Below are 17562 nucleotides of genomic sequence, written 5' to 3'. Positions count from 1 at the left end.
TTCTGACAAAACTGGCAAAAAGAAAGGCAAGTACTACACTTGCCTTTTTAATGGATGAAATAAAATTAGAATGCTTGATTAACGCAATAGGACGAACTTATTTTCTATTCTGCCGCTGTTTCATCTCTTTGACTACAGATGCACGCCAAAGTAGGCGGATGATGGTATAACCAAGTAAACTTGATATTGCCCCCACTATCACACAACCTAAAAGGAAAGGAGGTCCTATGGTACTAACACTGGCCACAAGCCACTCTATTGATATTTCAAAGCTAAACTCTTGCGTTTCAACTCCCATGATTTTAGCGCCTAAAAGATAAGCACCGTAGAACATCGGAGGCATGGTAATTGGATTACTAATCCAGACTAATACCACGGAAAGCGGAAGGTTAACCCGGAAGAAAACCGCACTGAATGCAGCGAGCAACATTTGCATAGGCACGGGCATCCAAGCAAAAAACAGCCCAACGGCAAACGCGCCAGATGCACTGCGTCTATTTAAGTGCCATAAGTTTGGATCATGTAATCTTGAGCCCAAATGACGCAAATGCTTATGCTCTTTAATTTTTTGATGGTCGGGCATCATCCGTTTTATGGTTTTTCTTGGCATAAATAATCTACTGTGCACTAATTCGCTATGGAACGTTTATTACTCGGGTTTGTCATTGGACTAACATCATCTCTAATATGGCCAACGCTGCCAGCTATGTGGGTTGGCGTTGTCATTGCATTTTTTGCAATTTTCACAATAAAAACAAATCAATATTTTGCCAGCTTTTTAATAGGCACAGCATACTTTATTGTATCGATAAATCAGCACTTCTCCGATTTAACCTTTGTTAGTAGCGCAAACTCTAGCATAAAAGGAACAATTATTTCACTACCCAAACAGGGAAAATTCAATAATAGCTTCTATTTTCAGCTAGAACAGCTAGAAACAAGCAATTTAATTAGACCAATGACTAGTAAACTACTGATTTATTGGCAAGGTGTCCATGATCTGAAGCAAGGACAGCGCTTAATGTTACAGGTTGTTGTGAAGCCGTTACATGGTTTAGCAAATCAGGGCAGTTTTAATTACCAGCAGTGGTTAATTGCGCAGGGGGTGATAGCTGTAGCGAATGTTAAACGTGGAGAAATAATTGACTCGTCACCGAACCTAAGAGCTCAGGTATCACAGCGATTAAATCAACAAACGAGTGGCTTAGACTATCAACAATACATTCGAGCTCTCGCCATCGGTGATAAGCAAGGTTTTACTGTTGATGACTGGGCGGTACTTTCTGCAACGGGGACCAGTCACTTATTCGCGATTTCAGGTTTACATCTTTCATTGGTTTTCTTCTTTGTGTATAGCGTTTTTACCAAATCACTGTGTTTTTTGTCATTACGAATCTTACATCGAACTACAAATCACACCAGATGGATTACAGTTGGCTTATCTTTCTTTGTTGTCATTGGCTATGCCTATCTGGCAGGTATGAGCACACCAACGGTTCGGGCCTTGTTGATGCTCGCGCTTACATTGTTTTTTTTACTCATTAATCAAAAATTAACTTTGCAAACGGTTTTTTTGTTTACCATAAGCTGTTTGTTAATAATCGACCCACTTGCCATTTTATCGACGAGTTTTTGGTTGTCTGTTACTGCGGTAGCAGTAATCATTTTCTTTACATTAATGAGTTCACCTCAGAAGGAGAGAGCTGAAAAGACACCATTGCGATATAAAATAGTTGTGGCGACTGTAACCTTACTGAAAATACAATTAGCGCTGTGGCTAGGGATGGCGCTGTTACAAATCTTGATTTTCAAAGGGGTATCTTTAGCTGCACCTCTTGCTAATATGGTGGCATTGCCCTTAATCAGTCTGCTTGTTCTTCCCATTATTATAGTCGCTTTACTGCTCGGGCAAGTGTCTTACCTTCATGGTGTGAGCCATATGTTATTTATCGCTGCAGATAGGCTATTTTCCGTGTTGATGCCTTTTTTACAGTGGATAATTCAATGCCCTTATCAGTGGCTTGAACTAGCTCAACCATGGCATGTCCTTATGGTTGTATTGATTGTTTTATTGATTGGCGCTTACAAATTCGTGATGGTTAAAAAGCATGCCTATCTGGTATTTATAAGGAGCTGTATATCAGTGATATTGGTTTGCCTAGTGTTTATGGTTAAAGGTCCAATTAACAACCCTCAACCTATACTGCACTTTCTGGATGTTGGTCATGGCAATGCTGCTGTGTTACAAGTTGGCAATGAAGCAATCATTATTGACACCGCAGCAAATAAACAACACCCCGTTGCTGAGAAAGTTATTTTTCCTTTTCTAAGGCACTGGGGGATTAGCTCGATTTCTTATATCATTATTTCTCACGCCGACAATGATCATAGTGGTGGTTTGCCTATTCTAAAAGCTCATTTTCCATCAGCACAGATTTTATATAACAAGTTACCGGCTGAACCTGCGGGTCTTATCAAGCCGTTATTGTGCGATGAACTCAAGCATATCGTTTGGCGTGGAGTTGAGCTTCGCTTTGCACGTGCTTACTTTGCACAAAGCAATAAAACAAATTTAAGTGAGAATAATCAATCTTGCTTAGTACATCTGCGTTATAAGAATCACACGGCATTATTTACGGGTGACATCGAACGAGCCGCAGAAAACAGACTTATAAGACAGCTTGATAGCTCCTGGCAAGCCCGAATCCTTCAAGTACCTCATCATGGCAGTGCTACCTCATCTTCTCAATCGTTTTTAAAATTGATTAATCCTGAATATGGCGTAGTGAGTGCAGCGAGGTTTAATCAATGGTTCTTACCTCATCATCGAGTTTTATCCCGTTATAGAAAACAAGGTTCAACTATTTTAAATACAGCAAAATTGGGACAAATAAGTTTCGATTTAAGTGAAAAAACATTGCGATATCAAAGTTATCGTCAAGATTTTGCGCCTTTTTGGTATAATCGTGATCTTTCATTTGGTCATTTCGACCGATAGGGCTAAAATAGCCGAGTTTTCTTATTATGAGTAGTCTCGATGCCTTCGAACCAATCTATCGACTTCAAAGCTGTTTTCTATCGCCTTCTTACCTATTTTAAATCATATAAATCTGCATTGATCGTCGCATTTTTAGCATTAGTGATTTATGGCTTAATTGATGCGAGTTTGATCTATTATATTCAGCCTCTAATTGATAAAGGTATCACTGGCGATGATCGCAGTATTTTAGGGGTTGGTGCTGTCTTTGTCTTGTTGATTTTCTTAGGGCGAGGGATTGCTAGCTTCATATCAACCTACACTATGGCATGGGTTGGCAATCATGTGATCCGTCAGATGCGCCAGCAGTTATTTAGCAAAATGCTAGGCATGCCAGTGAGTCATTTCGATAGTCATAGCTCAGGCTCTATGATTTCTAAAATTACCTTCGATACCGAACAAGTTGCTCGAGCGACTTCGCAAGTTATGATCTCATTAGTTCGTGAAGGCGTGACAATCATTAGTCTTCTTGCAATTATGTTTTATTACAGCTGGCAGCTTTCATTAGTGTTCTTTATCGTCGGACCGTTAATTGGTTTGATCATATCTGTGGTTTCTAAGCGCTTTCGTAAAATAAGTAAGGCGATACAAACGGCAATGGGCCAAGTGACGACATCGGCTGAGCAAATGCTTAAAGGCCATAAGATCATTCTCGCTTTTTCTGGTAAAGAAAAAGAAGCCAAACGTTTTGAGAGCGTAAACAACAAAAATCGCCAACAAGCTATGAAGCTTGTCGGTGCTAGTGCGTCGAGCACTCCCTTTATTCAGTTTGTAGGCTCATTTGCTATCGCTGCGGTACTTCTGATTACTAGTATAGATGGCTTAATTGATCCATTATCTGCTGGCGAATTTATGGCGCTGATAGCTGCAATGGGCTCATTAATGAGACCTTTGAAACAAATCTCAAAAATCAACGCAGATTTTCAACGTGGTATTACAGCCTGTGCTAGTGTCTTTGAAGTGCTTGATTTACCCGATGAGGTAGATAATGGCAGTAAACTGACCGAAAGGTCCGTCGGTGATCTTAATATCAGCAAGTTAAACTTTAGCTATCTGGGTCAGGAGAAACAGGCGCTAAAAGATATCAACTTATCAATTCCTGCTGGCTCTCAAGTGGCGCTTGTCGGTCGTTCGGGCAGTGGTAAATCGACACTCGCAAGTTTGTTGATGCGCTTTTATGACCACAGTGACGGTAGAATCACGCTCGATGGCACCGAAATTAATGATTATCAACTTGATAATTTACGGCAGCAATTTGCACTCGTTTCTCAGCAAGTCGTGTTATTTGATGACTCCATCGCTAATAATATCGCCTATGGGGCCTTAGGTGAGGTAAGTGAACAACAAATCTATGATGCAGCTAAAGCCGCTCATGTTCTTGAATTTAGCGATAACTTACCTCAAGGTCTAAATAGCCCTGTTGGTGAAGATGGTGCCAATCTATCCGGTGGCCAGCGTCAACGTATTGCCATTGCCAGAGCATTATTACGTAACGCACCTGTATTGATTCTTGATGAAGCAACCTCTGCACTCGATACCGAATCAGAGCGTGCTATTCAAGATGCACTTGAAGTGTTACAGCAAGGAAGAACATCAATAGTTGTAGCACATCGTCTATCAACCATCGAGCACGCCGACCTTATTGTCGTGATGGACGAAGGGCAAATAATCGAAACTGGCACCCATGAGGCTTTACTCGAAAAAGGCGGTGCTTATAGTCAATTACATAATATGCAATCAGCACAGGGTTAATGTTGAGCTATGATAAAATCATTTATAGAACGTGCATGGTACAAAGGCCACCCTGTGATATGGATATTGTGGCCCCTAATGCAACTATACAAGTTGGTCACGTCACTGCGTCGGTTGTTGTATAAGCTTGGAATTAAAAAGCGAATTACACTACCGGTTCCTGTGATTGTTGTTGGCAATATCACTGTCGGTGGTAATGGGAAAACCCCAGTCGTGGTTTGGTTAGCCAAACTACTGACGGAACAAGGATTCAATGTTGGTGTGATTAGCCGAGGCTACGGCGGACAATCGAGAGAACCCTTAATCGTCCGTGTTAATACATCAGCAGAGGTTTGTGGTGATGAGCCTAAACTGATAGTCAATCAAACTGGCTGTTTAATGGCTGTTGGCGCTGATCGTATATCTACTGCTAAGCTACTGTTAGAATATGCAGAGAAAAAAAATAGCGCACTGGATATTATTATTAGTGATGATGGGCTCCAGCATTATCGGCTCGATCGTCAATCTGAGATAGTGGTTGTTGATGGTGAAAGACGCTTTGGTAATGAGTGCTTATTACCAATGGGCCCATTGCGTGAAGGTAAGTGGCGGTTAGGGCAGGCGGATCTTATTATAAACAATGGCGGTTCAAGTTGTTTTGGTGAAGAACGAATGCAGCTACAACCTCAGGCTTTTTGTTCGGTGGCGAATAATGAGCCCGTTGAACACATTAACATCGTGGATAAAAAAATTGTCGCTATGGCAGGCATAGGTTACCCACAACGGTTCTTTAATACACTAACCACCATGGGGTTAGCGGTTGATCGTCAACATGCTTTCGCTGACCATCAAGCGTTTGACTCGTCAACTATCAACGCGTTAACAGGCGAGGGCGAAGTCTTACTGATGACGGAAAAAGACGCCGTCAAGTGCCAAGCGTTTGCACAAGACAATTGGTTCTATTTACCGGTTAGCGCTAAACTGACTGATACCGCAACACAAAAAATATTAGATAAAGTAAAGGAAATTAAAAATGGCTTTTGATATCAACCTTTTGGGCATTATTGCCTGCCCTGTTTGTAAAGGTAAACTTAGCTACAATAAACAAAATAACACGCTGGCTTGCCACGCTGACAAGCTTGCATTTCCAATCAACGACTCAATTCCTGTATTGCTTGAAGAACAAGCGACGCCATTAGAAGCAAATAGTCAGGAGTAACTATCTATGTCATTTAGTGTCATTATACCTGCTCGTTATCAATCGAGTCGATTACCAGGTAAACCATTATTAGATATCGGTGGTAAGCCAATGATTCAGTGGGTTTACGAACGAGCGATGAGCTCTGGAGCCAATAAGGTCGTGGTTGCTACCGACGATCAACGTATCGCTGATGTTGTTGCTGGCTTTGGTGGCACTTTTTGCATGACTGGGACAGACCATGAGTCCGGCACCGAGCGTTTGGGCGAGGTAATCGACCTGCTTGGTTTAGATTCAGATGAAATCGTCGTTAATGTCCAAGGGGATGAGCCAATGATCCCGAGTGAAAATATTGCGCAGGTTGCCGCGTTGTTAAGTGAAAAAGCAACTATCCCAATGGCCACACTGGCTGTGCCAATTGATGATAACTTAGATATCGATAATCCAAATGCGGTGAAGGTTGTTTGTGATAAGAATAGCTGTGCCCTATATTTCAGCCGCGCGGCCATTCCATTCGACCGTGATGGTTTTCACCGTGGTAGCCGTGATTTATTAGCACAAAACTATTTCAGACACATTGGAATTTATGCATATCGTGCTGGTTTTATTCGTCAGTATTTAACCATGGAACCGTCGCCACTGGAACAGATTGAATCACTTGAGCAACTTCGAGTGTTATATCATGGGGAAAAGATTGCAGTAGGCATTGCCCACCAATCGCCTCCGGCTGGTGTTGACACTCAAGCGGATCTTGAACGTATTCGGATGCATTTTAATTAAACGATTGCCGCTAAATATTACAACTAATGCCCACTCAACGGTTGCAAAGCACCACCTAACGGCCCTGAATGAAACTTCAGGGCGTTAATATTATTCGTGCTTTTGTGTTATGCCAGAATGAACAAGGATTTTTAGATTCTCCCCTAACATTTAGAACCGACATGTATGGTTAATATTATATGCCTTCCTGCATATTCTGCTAAAAACACCAACACAAAGTGCGGACTACTCTCTTTGCTAAGCAAAGTTTATGCTTAGTTGGTCTTTGTCGAGAAATAACTCTCATTGTCACAAACCGTCACATTTGGTCTAGCGAAGGCTACATATTATCAATTTCTGCTTATGTATACTTGCTTCAATGTTTTTGAAGAGAGAAAAAATGATGAAAAAATTTAACGTGAAAGCAGTTTTATGTACAACAGTAATGAGCTTATTTTTAAGTGCTTGCGGCGGTAGTGACAAATACGACAAAAGTGTCGATGAACTTGAGCAAAACCGTTCGTCTGAGCTTGTTTATGTTAATGCAGTGGATGACATGGTAACTTTTTATGTCAAAAATTCTATCAAGTGGAATAAGTTATTTGACGACAATCATAAGACTGTTGAACTAGCTAAAAACGACAGTAGCGAACCAATTAAGTATACTTGGCATGATGATTTAAAAAACGTTAATTTAAATAAGAGCTACTTTGGCGTACAAGATACCAATAGCAACGTTAATAAAGCACAAGTAGAATTCGAGCTGAAAAATGGCATAGACTTCTTTGTTATTAGCTGGGAGTCGTCTAATGAATACAAAATATCAGTTTTAGAAAAGAAACCGTCTAATACCAGCGATGTTTTTAGAGTTCGTATATTTGCCGACAATGATATGAGCATAAAAATAAATGGCTCTGATGAAGTGGTTGCAATAGCGAAAAAAGGTGAGGTTTCCAGCGCTTTTACTATCAGTAATTGTTCCGACAGCTTGCAAGTAGGCAACAATGATATCGATTTGTGTCAAGGTGACTTCGGTCAGTCGTATCTTGTTATAGTGGATTCAAATGGAAAACAACTAATGATTCAAGAGTAGTTATTTGTACCCATTTGGGATTTATTTGTTCTGATTCAAGCAATAAGTAGTTACATGGTTCGTTTTTCTCGGTAAAGGATAGGGATATCGTTTAGGTGAGAGTGACTCAGCACTGGTTATTGCGGTTAAAGGTAAATGATGGCTATCTTATCTTTTGATAACTGTGATGAATTAGACGCAATAAATAATAGCGACTCAAACTTTTGTCAAGTCGCCAATGTAGGGCAAAGTTATATTACTCCTAACAAAAATGGTGAAGTTATTTTTTGGTCAGGAGTAATATACTCTTAAACAAGCTTTAAAATAATAATGTATATTTAGCCTTTATCGCGTGTAAATAGTTTTTATAAGCAGAAATTTAGAACCGATTTAAATGAGAAAACAATGCGCCTAATGAAAAACAAAAACGAACCAACAGTCATTAGCATAATTTAAGGAGTTTAAACCTTTGCCCGACAACAAAAAAATAGTCTTGGTTGAAGATGATGAATTATTAGCAAACCTGATTAAAAGCTTTTTAACGAAATATGAATTTGATGTATTTGTAGTTAGTGACGGTTATGAAGCTGTTGATGTCGTGCTTGTTCAACAACCTGATCTTGTTATCTTAGATGTAATGTTACCAGGGCAAAGTGGTATGGAAGTTTGTCGTCAAATAAGGCATAAATATAATGGCGTTATACTTATGCAGACTGCTCTTGATGATGACATAGATCAGATGATGGGCTTAGAGTTAGGAGCAGATGACTATGTAGTAAAACAAGTTCAGCCTCGATTACTTTTGTCTAGAGTCAGAGCGTTGTTACGTAGAATATCACCACAAAAAAACTTAGATCAGTCTGTTCAATCAAAGAGTGAAGATAGTAATGTCATATCTTTAGAAAACTTAATCATTAATATCTCATTAAGAAAGTTGATGTTAGATGATATAGAGGTAGAGTTAACAACCTCAGAGTTCGAATTGTTATATTTGTTAGCAAGAACGCCTGGTGAACCTGTTTCAAGAGAGAGTATGACACAACACTTGAAAGGTTATGAATATGATCCCCTTGATAGATCGCTTGATAGACGAATCTCTCGATTACGCAAAAAACTTAAAGATGATATTGATGCACCCAAAATCATTAAAACGATTCGTGGTAAAGGTTATCAGCTATGTAAAAACAAGAGTTGAGTAGATAAATATGTTTAAAGCATTTGCAGGCCTTTGGATTGTTGTATTTTTACCTCTGTTTTTTTTACTGAGCCCAACACCTTATACTCCTATTGTTATTTTCAATGAGTATGCTGAAAAAACACGTTATGTTGAAACCTATAAAGGAACGTTTTATCTTATTTTTAAAAGGTTAAAATCGTTAGAGCAAAGCTTGTGGCAAAAAGATATTGATCGACTGTCAAAAAAATTTGGCTATGGTTTAACATTAACCCATTTAGACCAATGGAAAGGAAACTCAAAGACCTATGATGCAATAGAAAAAGGTGAGTATGTCTATATCAATAATGAAACTGGGATATTGATAAAGCGTATAGATGATGCACCTTGGTTTGTCAGCATTAACGTCAATAGTGCAGAAACTGAACATATTTACCGAAGTAGTAAAGGAACCTTATATCTACTCCAACAAGAGTTTTCTCTCGAAGATAAAGAGCTATGGTTGCAAAAGCTTGATGAACTGCAAAATCGGTTTTCATTTACCCTGTCTTTGCTTGATGTAGGTGAGGTTGATATTGCTTTAACATTAAAAGACAAACTTCAAAAGAATGATATAGTATGGGAATCGAATAAAAATGGTTTCACCAATTTTTATTTTCTTTTGCCAAATAAAAGTCAGGTAATCAAAGCTGAAGAAATCCCTTCGAATAGTATTAGCCCATTAATCGTACTTATAATTTTACTAACCTTTATTGTTATTATTTCTGTTGCTATGTTTTTATGGGTTTCACCTCTTTGGAAGGACATATCAAAACTCAATAGGATTGCGACTAAATTTGGTGATGGAGCTTTAGATGAAAGGGCTCAAATAAATGAAAAATCCACGGTGTTTAATCTAGCAGCGTCGTTCAATAAAATGGCAGATAAAATAGAAGGACTGTTTTCAAGTCAAAAGCAGCTGACTCGCGCCATTGCACATGATTTACGAACTCCCTTGTATAGAATGCGATTTTCATTTGAAATGATAAAATCTGATGATACACCAGCAGAAGAAAAATCGACATATTTTGATGCTATTGACAAAAGTATCGATGATTTGGATCAGTTGATAAATCAAACGCTTATTTTATCTAGATACACAAGTTCAGCTGATTTGACTAATTTTGCGATGACACCATTAGCAAAAACAATTCAATATGAAGTGGATTGTTTTTCCCTAGAAAGGAGTGATATATCAATTGAATTGGAAGTTGATACACCTTTATTAGAACAATCAATCTATATAGACAAAAGGGCGATGATCAGAGCTATAAATAACCTCATTGCCAACGCAAGTCGCTATGCCACTTCAAAGGTTTCAATTCACTTTTATCAAGATGAGCTAGGCTATGCTATATCAGTCGAAGATGATGGTTGTGGTATACCGTCAAGTGAATGGGAGAAAGTATTTACTCCTTTTGCACAAATAGGTAATGAGCAGCGTGGTGGTAATGGTGGTCACGGCTTAGGTTTAGCTATTGTGAAACAGATCATGCAATGGCATAACGGGGAAGTAAACTTGTCTGATTCTTCTCTTGGCGGTGCAAAATTGATACTCAGTTGGCCTTTGTCTCAAACAAGAGACTAACAAGGACAGTCGTTCAAAATTAACATTAAAAGTCTTAGAGGCAAGGTATTGGTTGAAAGCGATCCTGTAAACAATTTTGTGTAGTGTTGAGATGGATTACATTGTTCTATTCTCTATATGTATTAGCTACTGCTAAAGACCGCATTAGGCTTTTACAACTGGGTTTGCCTTGTACATAGCTCATCGATTACAAGTGATGCTGTGGCCGTGATTCGTTAACAACCTAGTAAATGAAGGGTATTGCGAGCTTACATAATAAAAAAGGCAGCCGAAGCTGCCTTTTATCATGGCTGAGTCAACAAACTATTTGTTTTGACGGTTACCAATAAGTGTATCGATTACCGATGGGTCAGCGAGTGTAGACGAATCGCCTAATTCACCAATCTCATTTGCTGCAATCTTACGTAATACACGACGCATAATCTTACCTGAACGAGTCTTAGGAAGACCTGGTGCCCATTGAATCATATCAGGTGCTGCGATAGCGCCAAGGTCTTTACGTACCCATAATACTAACTCACGGCGTAATTCTTCAGTCTCTTCAACATCATCGTTTAGAGTAACGTATGCGTAGATACCTTGACCTTTGATGTCATGCGGGTAACCAACAACTGCTGCTTCAGCAACTTGTTCGTGACCAACTAATGAGCTCTCAACTTCAGCAGTTCCCATACGGTGACCAGCAACGTTGATTACGTCATCCACACGACCAGTGATCCAGTAGTAACCATCTTCATCACGACGTGCGCCGTCACCAGTGGTGTACATGTTATGGAACGTTTGGAAGTAAGTCATCATGAAGCGCTCGTGATCACCGTAAACACTACGCATTTGACCAGGCCAGCTGTCAGTGATAACAAGAGAACCTTCACCAGGGCCTTCGATTACGTTACCTTCAGCATCGACAAGTGCTGGTTGTACACCGAAGAATGGACGTGTTGCTGAGCCAGGTTTAGTTGCAGTTGCACCAGGAAGTGGAGTAATTAAGATACCACCAGTTTCTGTTTGCCACCAAGTATCAACGATAGGGCTGTTACCTTTACCGATAACGTCGTTGTACCAGCGCCATGCTTCAGGGTTAATCGGCTCACCAACACTACCAAGAACACGTAATGAACTACCGTCGAAGCTATCGAAGAACTCAGTACCTTTAGCCATTAATGCACGAATTAATGTTGGCGCTGTGTAAAGTTGATTAACATTATAACGATCAACGATTTCACCTAGACGTGATGGGCTAGGGTAGTTAGGTACACCTTCATGAATTACGGTAGTTGCACCATTTGCTAATGGACCATATACCATGTAGCTGTGACCTGTGATCCAACCTACATCGGCTGTACACCAGTAAACGTCGCCTTTTTTGTAGTCGAAAACATATTCATGAGTCATTGACGCATAAACCATGTAACCACCAGTAGTGTGTAATACACCTTTTGGCGTACCAGTAGAACCTGATGTGTAAAGAATAAATAGTGGGTCTTCTGCATTCATTTCTTCAGGAGCACACTCAGCTGACTCTGCAGCTGTTGCTTCGTGCCACCAAACATCACGACCTTCAACCCAGTCAACGTCGCCACCAGTACGTTGAAGAACGATTACAGTTTCAACACAAGTTACATTTGGGTTGTTTAGTGCTTCATCGATATTGCCTTTAAGAGGTACGAAACGACCACCACGTGGGCCTTCGTCAGCGGTAATAATAACTTTTGCGTTACCATCGATTACACGAGAAGAAATAGACTCTGAAGAGAAACCGCCGAAAATAACTGAGTGAACAGCACCAATACGAGCACAGGCTAGCATCGCTACGGCTGCTTCTGGAACCATAGGCATGTAAATAGAAACAACATCACCACGTTTCACGCCTTTAGATTTAAGGGCATTGGCAAACTTACATACTTCAGCGTGAAGCTCGCGGTAAGTAATTTTACGTTGATCTTTTGCGTCATCGCCTTCCCAAATAATTGCTACGTCATCGCCATTTTTTTCAAGGTGACGATCTAGACAACTAACTGAGGCATTAAGAGTACCGTCCTTGAACCATTGAATGTCAACGTTTGGAGCAGCAAAGTTGGTGTTTTTAACTTGTGTGTAAGGTTTGATCCAGTCGATACGTTTACCATGTTCACCCCAGAATGCTTCTGGGTTAGAAATAGATTCTTGATACATTGCTTCGTATTGAGTGTTGTTTACCAGCGCATTTTGTTCAAACTCGCCTGATACAGGAAATAGATCCGTTGTAGTCATGGTTGTTCCTTTCTTATTATTTATTGTTCAAAGTATCAATTTTGTGGTGATTCGCTGCTATTAGACATTGGTATATTGTGTCTAAAAGACAAGCAAACACTTATAAAGATACTCAATAGTAATACATAAAATAGTGTAATTTCAATTTGTTACTGGTGCAAAGTGGTTAAATATTATACGTTAGGGTTAAAACATAATAATCTTTATTATTTATCAGGTTTTAAACCACATACGAACAGCGACATTTTGTTAATTGTTGGTTAAGATAAGCCGAATCTCTATTTATGGGCATAGGACTTAGTATGGAAAGTAGTGCTTTATTAGTGCTGATCTCAATAGGCTACATGGGCTTACTGTTTGTTGTTGCTTGGCTTGGTGATCGTCACTTCAACGCATTTAAACGTAACACCAAGAATATGATTTATGGTTTATCTTTAGCGGTTTACTGTTCATCATGGAGTTTTCTGGGTACGGTAGGGATGTCAGCCGATAGCCTTCTCTCATATATCCCTATTTATGCTGCACCCATTTTACTGTTTATTTTCTGCTTTCCGTTGTTAACCCGGATTTTAAAAATAACACGCGAACAACGTATTACATCAATTGCCGACTTTATCGCTTCTCGTTATGGTAAATCACAAGCGTTAGCCGCAATTATTACGCTAATCGCTGTTATTGGGACGTTGCCATATTTTGCGCTTCAATTAAAAGCAATCGTCAATACTTTTTACATTTTTGATACACAAACCACTGAAGAACCTTGGCTAGTCGGACTCGGTATTGCGTTTATTCTGGCCATTTTTACGATTTTATTTGGTACTCGCAAGCTAGATGCTACTGAGCATCATCCAGGGCTGATGTTGGCTATCGCTTTTGAATCTGTGGTCAAGCTTGTGGCTTTCTTGTTGATTGGTTTTGTTGTTTGTTATGTTCACTTTGATGGTTTTACTGACATTTGGAATCAAGCGAAAGACAACAACCTTATTAACCATGAGAGTAATTTATATTCATGGTCTTCTCTATTTGCACAAACAGTGGTCATGATGGCTGCATTCCTTTGTATGCCACGTGAATTCCATACCATGATGGTCGAGTCAGATAATGAAGAAGAGCTTAAAAAGAGTCGCTGGGTTTTTCCTACCTATCTGTTTCTAGCTGGTCTGTTTGTTTTGCCAATAGCCCTTGCGGGAAAATTGATTCTCGATCCAAGTATTTCTGCTGATACTTATGTTATCTCTTTACCGTTGGCACTTGGTTTTGAAAACACCGCCTTTCTTGGCTTTTTAGGTGCTGTTTCGGCTGCGACAGGTATGGTGATTGTTGCTGCACTCACTATATCTATTATGGTAAGCAATGAATGGGTTGTGCCCCTTTTGTTAAGAACTGGCAGTATAGAACAAGGGAGCTTTAGTCAATTTAGCAGAAAGATCCTCAATATTCGGCGTTTAGTTATTTTAATTGTGCTTGGTCTTGGGTGGCTGTTTTATAACAATGTTTCCTATCAAAACTCACTAGCTAATTTAGGGCAAATTTCTTTTGGTGTGTTTATTCAGATCTTGCCGGGTTTAATTGGTGCCGTTTATTGGAAGCACGGTAACAGAAAAGGGGTGTATATTGGTTTAGTTGTTGGTTTATTTATTTGGTTCTACACTTTATTCAAGCCAATGAAAGGGAATATTGATTTATTACATTCGATGGAATGGCTTAGTGAAATTCAACCAAGTTACAACTGGATTTTTGTCAGTTTAGCCGTTAATTGCATGTTTTATATTTGGGGCTCTCTGATTTTCCGATCAAGCGTACGCGAACGTATGCAAGCGGGTGTGTTTGTTGACAGGTTAACCCATGAAAAGGCAGTGAAGGGCGCTGCAGTTTCTGAACAAGAGCTGTTAATGCTTGCCAGTCGTTTTATTGGCAGGGAACGTGCTTTAGATAGTTACCATGCCTTTGATGGGAAGTATCAAGGCCATTATAACTGGAATAAGGCCGCTGGAACTGCTTTTATTGACCACACTGAACTGTTACTTTCTTCCGTCATTGGTACGTCCTCCGCATCCCTTGTCATGCACTCTGTTCTAGAAGGGCGTGATATGCCACTGGATGACTTAGTCGAGTTAATTGATGAAGCCTCATCTAAAATACTAACCAGTCAGAAGCTAATGCAAAGCGCGATTGAACATGCCAGCGAGGGTATGAGTGTGATTGATGAGCACCATAACTTGATGGCATGGAATCAACGGTATGCAGATCTATTTAATTATCCACCGGGCTTTCTGGAAGTGGGCAAGCCTATTGCCGAACTTATTCGATTTAATTCACTGCGCGGTTTTTGTGGCGAGGGGAACGTTGAAGATCATGTATCCCGACGCATGGAGCGAGTCAAGCAAGGAATTTCTTATTATTTCGAGCGTACCCGCCCCGATGGTAAGGTAATTAAGATGCAAGGAAACCCTATGCCTAACGGTGGTTTTGTGACAACTTTTTCTGACATTACACAATACCGTGAAGTTGAGCGGGAACTTGTGCGTGCCAAAGAAGAATTAGAAGCCCGTGTATTAGCCAGAACCATGGAGTTGGAACTTGCTAATGAGAATCTTACTGATGCGAAAGCTAAAGTCGATCAAGTTAATCTGAGTAAAACACGTTTTATGGCCGCGATCGGTCATGACTTGATGCAACCACTTAATGCCGCTCGGTTATTTACCGCCTCATTGCTACAACACGAAAGCGCGGAGCCTCAGGTTCAAGAAACGGTTCGTCACATTGCTGACTCTTTAAAAGCTTCTGGGCAGTTACTTGCTGATTTACTCGATATTTCTAAGTTGGAATCTGATGCCATCGAAGTTAATGTCGGTGACTTTGCGGTGTCTGAATTATTAAATAATTTTGATGCTGAATTCGGTGCTATGGCTGCTGATTATTCTGTCTCGTTTAAAACTGTTTCCTCTTCTGCTGTTGTACATAGTGATATCAACTTACTACGCCGAATTGTTCAGAATTTCCTGACCAACGCTTTTCGATATGGCAGTGGCGGTAAAGTGTTACTTGGCTGTCGTCATGTTGGAAACACAATTCGTATTGAAGTGTGGGATCAGGGTAAGGGGATTCCACAGGATAAAGTTAAAGAAATCTTTTGTGAGTTTCAGCGATTGGAGAATAGCTCGGTCTACGATCGCAATGGCTTAGGGTTGGGCTTAGCCATCGCCGATCGAATCAGTAAAGTCTTGGGGCATGAATTAAGTTTACGATCAGAAGTTGATAGAGGGTCTGTATTTGCCATCACTGTTCCCATTGTTAAGAATTATAAACCACAGGCGGCCAAACCTTTGGCCAGCCTTGGTAATACTCAGCTTGCAGGGGTCAAAGTTTTATGTATCGATAACGAAGAAAAAATTCTAGTTGGTCTCGATTTGTTACTTCAACGATGGAAATGTGAGGTCTTACTTGCCGAGAGCTTAGAACATGCGATCACTTTAATTGAAGAGTCTGGTGAGCTGCCCGATGTAATGCTAGCAGACTTTCATCTAGACGATGATAAAACGGGGTTAGATGCAATGGAAGCATTGCGTGAAAAATATCAACATCAAATTCCGGGTGTCTTGATCACAGCTGATACACGCAAGGAATTGGTTGAAGAAGTCGAGTCTAAAAACTATCGATACATGGCGAAAATGGTTCGTCCTGCAGCGCTGCGTGCAGTGATATCAGGTTTGATTTAACGACCCGATAGGCTGTCTGTATTTATTTGGCAGTCTTATAGCCAATAGGTGCGAGTTGGTATAAATGTTAGTGCATAAAAAAGGGTTGCCTTGGCAACCCTTTTTACTGAACAGGTAAAACCTATTCAGGTGGTTGATGCGTCACTTCTAATTGAGATAAAGCAATTACCGCTTGTGTGCGATTACGTACATTTAGCTTTCTAAAGATAGCCGTTGCGTGAGCTTTAATCGTCGCTTCTGATACATCTAAATCGTAGGCAATTTGTTTGTTGAGTAAGCCTTCACCAAACATTTGCAATACTTTATATTGTTGAGGAGTTAACTCAGAAAGGCGGTTTGCAAAGTCGCCTTCACTAGACACATTCTTCTCTGAAAGATCGATACCTTCAGGGATCCACGTTTCACCCTGTAAGATTTGATCTAAAGCATCTGCTAACTTTTCCATCGATGTAGATTTAGGAATAAATCCACAGCTACCGTAATGCATAGATTTTGCGATGGTATTATTATCTTCATGAGCTGAAATAACCACAACAGGAATAGTTGGAAAGTGACTACGTAAATGAATCAGGGTTGAATACCCGTGTGAACCTGGCATTTGTAAATCTAAGATAACTAAATCAAGTTGATTATCATCTTCTAGTACTGCCTGCAAAGAATCTGCAGACTCGGCTTCCAGCCATTGCGTGTCAGGATAAGCCGACTCTAGTGCTTGACGTAGCGCATTGCGAAATAACGGATGGTCATCGGCAATCAATATTTTATAGTTGTCTGACATGTTCTTCCTACCTACTTTTTAACTAGTTGTCCCGAGTTTACAACGTCTTTGCAACAAAGTTCAAACAAAACCAAGGAATATAGTGGTCTAATTAGATAAAAAAAGTATAAGCTATACATTGTTTTAATAGTAAATACTTAGATTCGGCTAATTTTGCACTATTGGGTTATTACCATTTGGATCGCTTTCGATTATAATCGGGCGCAAATAATTATGT

Annotated in this window: 12 protein-coding genes; 9 read left to right on the top strand and 3 right to left on the bottom strand. The window is 40.0% G+C overall.

Going from position 1 to position 17562, the window contains the following annotated elements; all coding sequences use genetic code 11:
- Positions 1 to 97: 97 nt before the first annotated feature.
- The gene (locus Q8W26_RS03880) at positions 98 to 610 is read right to left on the bottom strand and encodes a DUF2062 domain-containing protein (RefSeq protein WP_101215064.1); all 513 of its coding nucleotides are present in this window, start codon (positions 608 to 610) and stop codon (positions 98 to 100) included.
- 27 nt (positions 611 to 637) lie between these two features.
- On the opposite strand from Q8W26_RS03880, the gene Q8W26_RS03875 reads away from it, so the two are divergent.
- The 8 genes from Q8W26_RS03875 (at position 638) to Q8W26_RS03840 (ending at position 10598) form a co-directional block, all read left to right on the top strand.
- Positions 638 to 2998, top strand: coding sequence for a DNA internalization-related competence protein ComEC/Rec2 (locus Q8W26_RS03875; RefSeq protein ID WP_101215063.1), 2361 nt, complete (start codon positions 638 to 640; stop codon positions 2996 to 2998).
- Positions 2999 to 3037: 39 nt separating this feature from the next.
- Positions 3038 to 4789, top strand: coding sequence for a lipid A export permease/ATP-binding protein MsbA (gene msbA / locus Q8W26_RS03870; RefSeq protein WP_101215062.1), 1752 nt, complete (start codon positions 3038 to 3040; stop codon positions 4787 to 4789).
- A 12-nt stretch (positions 4790 to 4801) separates the two neighbouring features.
- The gene (gene lpxK / locus Q8W26_RS03865; protein ID WP_305472395.1) at positions 4802 to 5812 is read left to right on the top strand and encodes a tetraacyldisaccharide 4'-kinase; all 1011 of its coding nucleotides are present in this window, start codon (positions 4802 to 4804) and stop codon (positions 5810 to 5812) included.
- Positions 5802 to 5987, top strand: a complete 186-nt coding sequence (locus tag Q8W26_RS03860; RefSeq protein ID WP_101215060.1) for a Trm112 family protein — start codon at positions 5802 to 5804, stop codon at positions 5985 to 5987. The genes lpxK and Q8W26_RS03860 overlap by 11 nt, the downstream gene beginning before the upstream one ends.
- A 6-nt stretch (positions 5988 to 5993) precedes the next feature.
- The gene (gene kdsB, locus Q8W26_RS03855) at positions 5994 to 6746 is read left to right on the top strand and encodes a 3-deoxy-manno-octulosonate cytidylyltransferase (protein ID WP_101215059.1); all 753 of its coding nucleotides are present in this window, start codon (positions 5994 to 5996) and stop codon (positions 6744 to 6746) included.
- Between the two features lie 379 nt (positions 6747 to 7125).
- Positions 7126 to 7818, top strand: a complete 693-nt coding sequence (locus Q8W26_RS03850) for a hypothetical protein (protein WP_101215058.1) — start codon at positions 7126 to 7128, stop codon at positions 7816 to 7818.
- A 448-nt stretch (positions 7819 to 8266) separates the two neighbouring features.
- Positions 8267 to 8992: a response regulator transcription factor gene (locus Q8W26_RS03845; RefSeq protein WP_101215057.1), complete on the top strand. Its 726-nt coding sequence runs from the start codon at positions 8267 to 8269 to the stop codon at positions 8990 to 8992.
- A gap of 10 nt (positions 8993 to 9002) precedes the next feature.
- Positions 9003 to 10598: an ATP-binding protein gene (locus Q8W26_RS03840; RefSeq protein WP_101215056.1), complete on the top strand. Its 1596-nt coding sequence runs from the start codon at positions 9003 to 9005 to the stop codon at positions 10596 to 10598.
- 303 nt (positions 10599 to 10901) lie between these two features.
- Here the strand turns inward: Q8W26_RS03840 and acs are convergent, their stop codons facing one another.
- Positions 10902 to 12848 carry an acetate--CoA ligase gene (acs, locus tag Q8W26_RS03835; RefSeq protein ID WP_101215055.1) on the bottom strand — a complete coding sequence of 649 codons (1947 nt, stop codon included), beginning with the start codon at positions 12846 to 12848 and terminating at the stop codon, positions 10902 to 10904.
- Between the two features lie 302 nt (positions 12849 to 13150).
- Here acs and Q8W26_RS03830 point away from each other — a divergent pair, with 302 nt between their 5' ends.
- Complete coding sequence (locus Q8W26_RS03830) at positions 13151 to 16567, top strand: PAS domain-containing hybrid sensor histidine kinase/response regulator (RefSeq protein ID WP_101215054.1); 3417 nt, start codon at positions 13151 to 13153, stop codon at positions 16565 to 16567.
- Positions 16568 to 16688: 121 nt separating this feature from the next.
- On the opposite strand, the gene Q8W26_RS03825 is transcribed toward Q8W26_RS03830, so the two are convergent.
- On the bottom strand, positions 16689 to 17345 hold the full coding sequence (locus Q8W26_RS03825) for a response regulator transcription factor (protein WP_101215053.1): 657 nt from the start codon (positions 17343 to 17345) through the stop codon (positions 16689 to 16691).
- Between the last annotated feature and the right edge of the window lie 217 nt (positions 17346 to 17562).

Source organism: Psychrobium sp. 1_MG-2023, assembly GCF_030689115.1.
Classification (GTDB): domain Bacteria; phylum Pseudomonadota; class Gammaproteobacteria; order Enterobacterales; family Psychrobiaceae; genus Psychrobium.
Note: the sequence above shows the minus strand (reverse complement) of the source record. Positions and strands in the feature narration are given on the sequence as shown.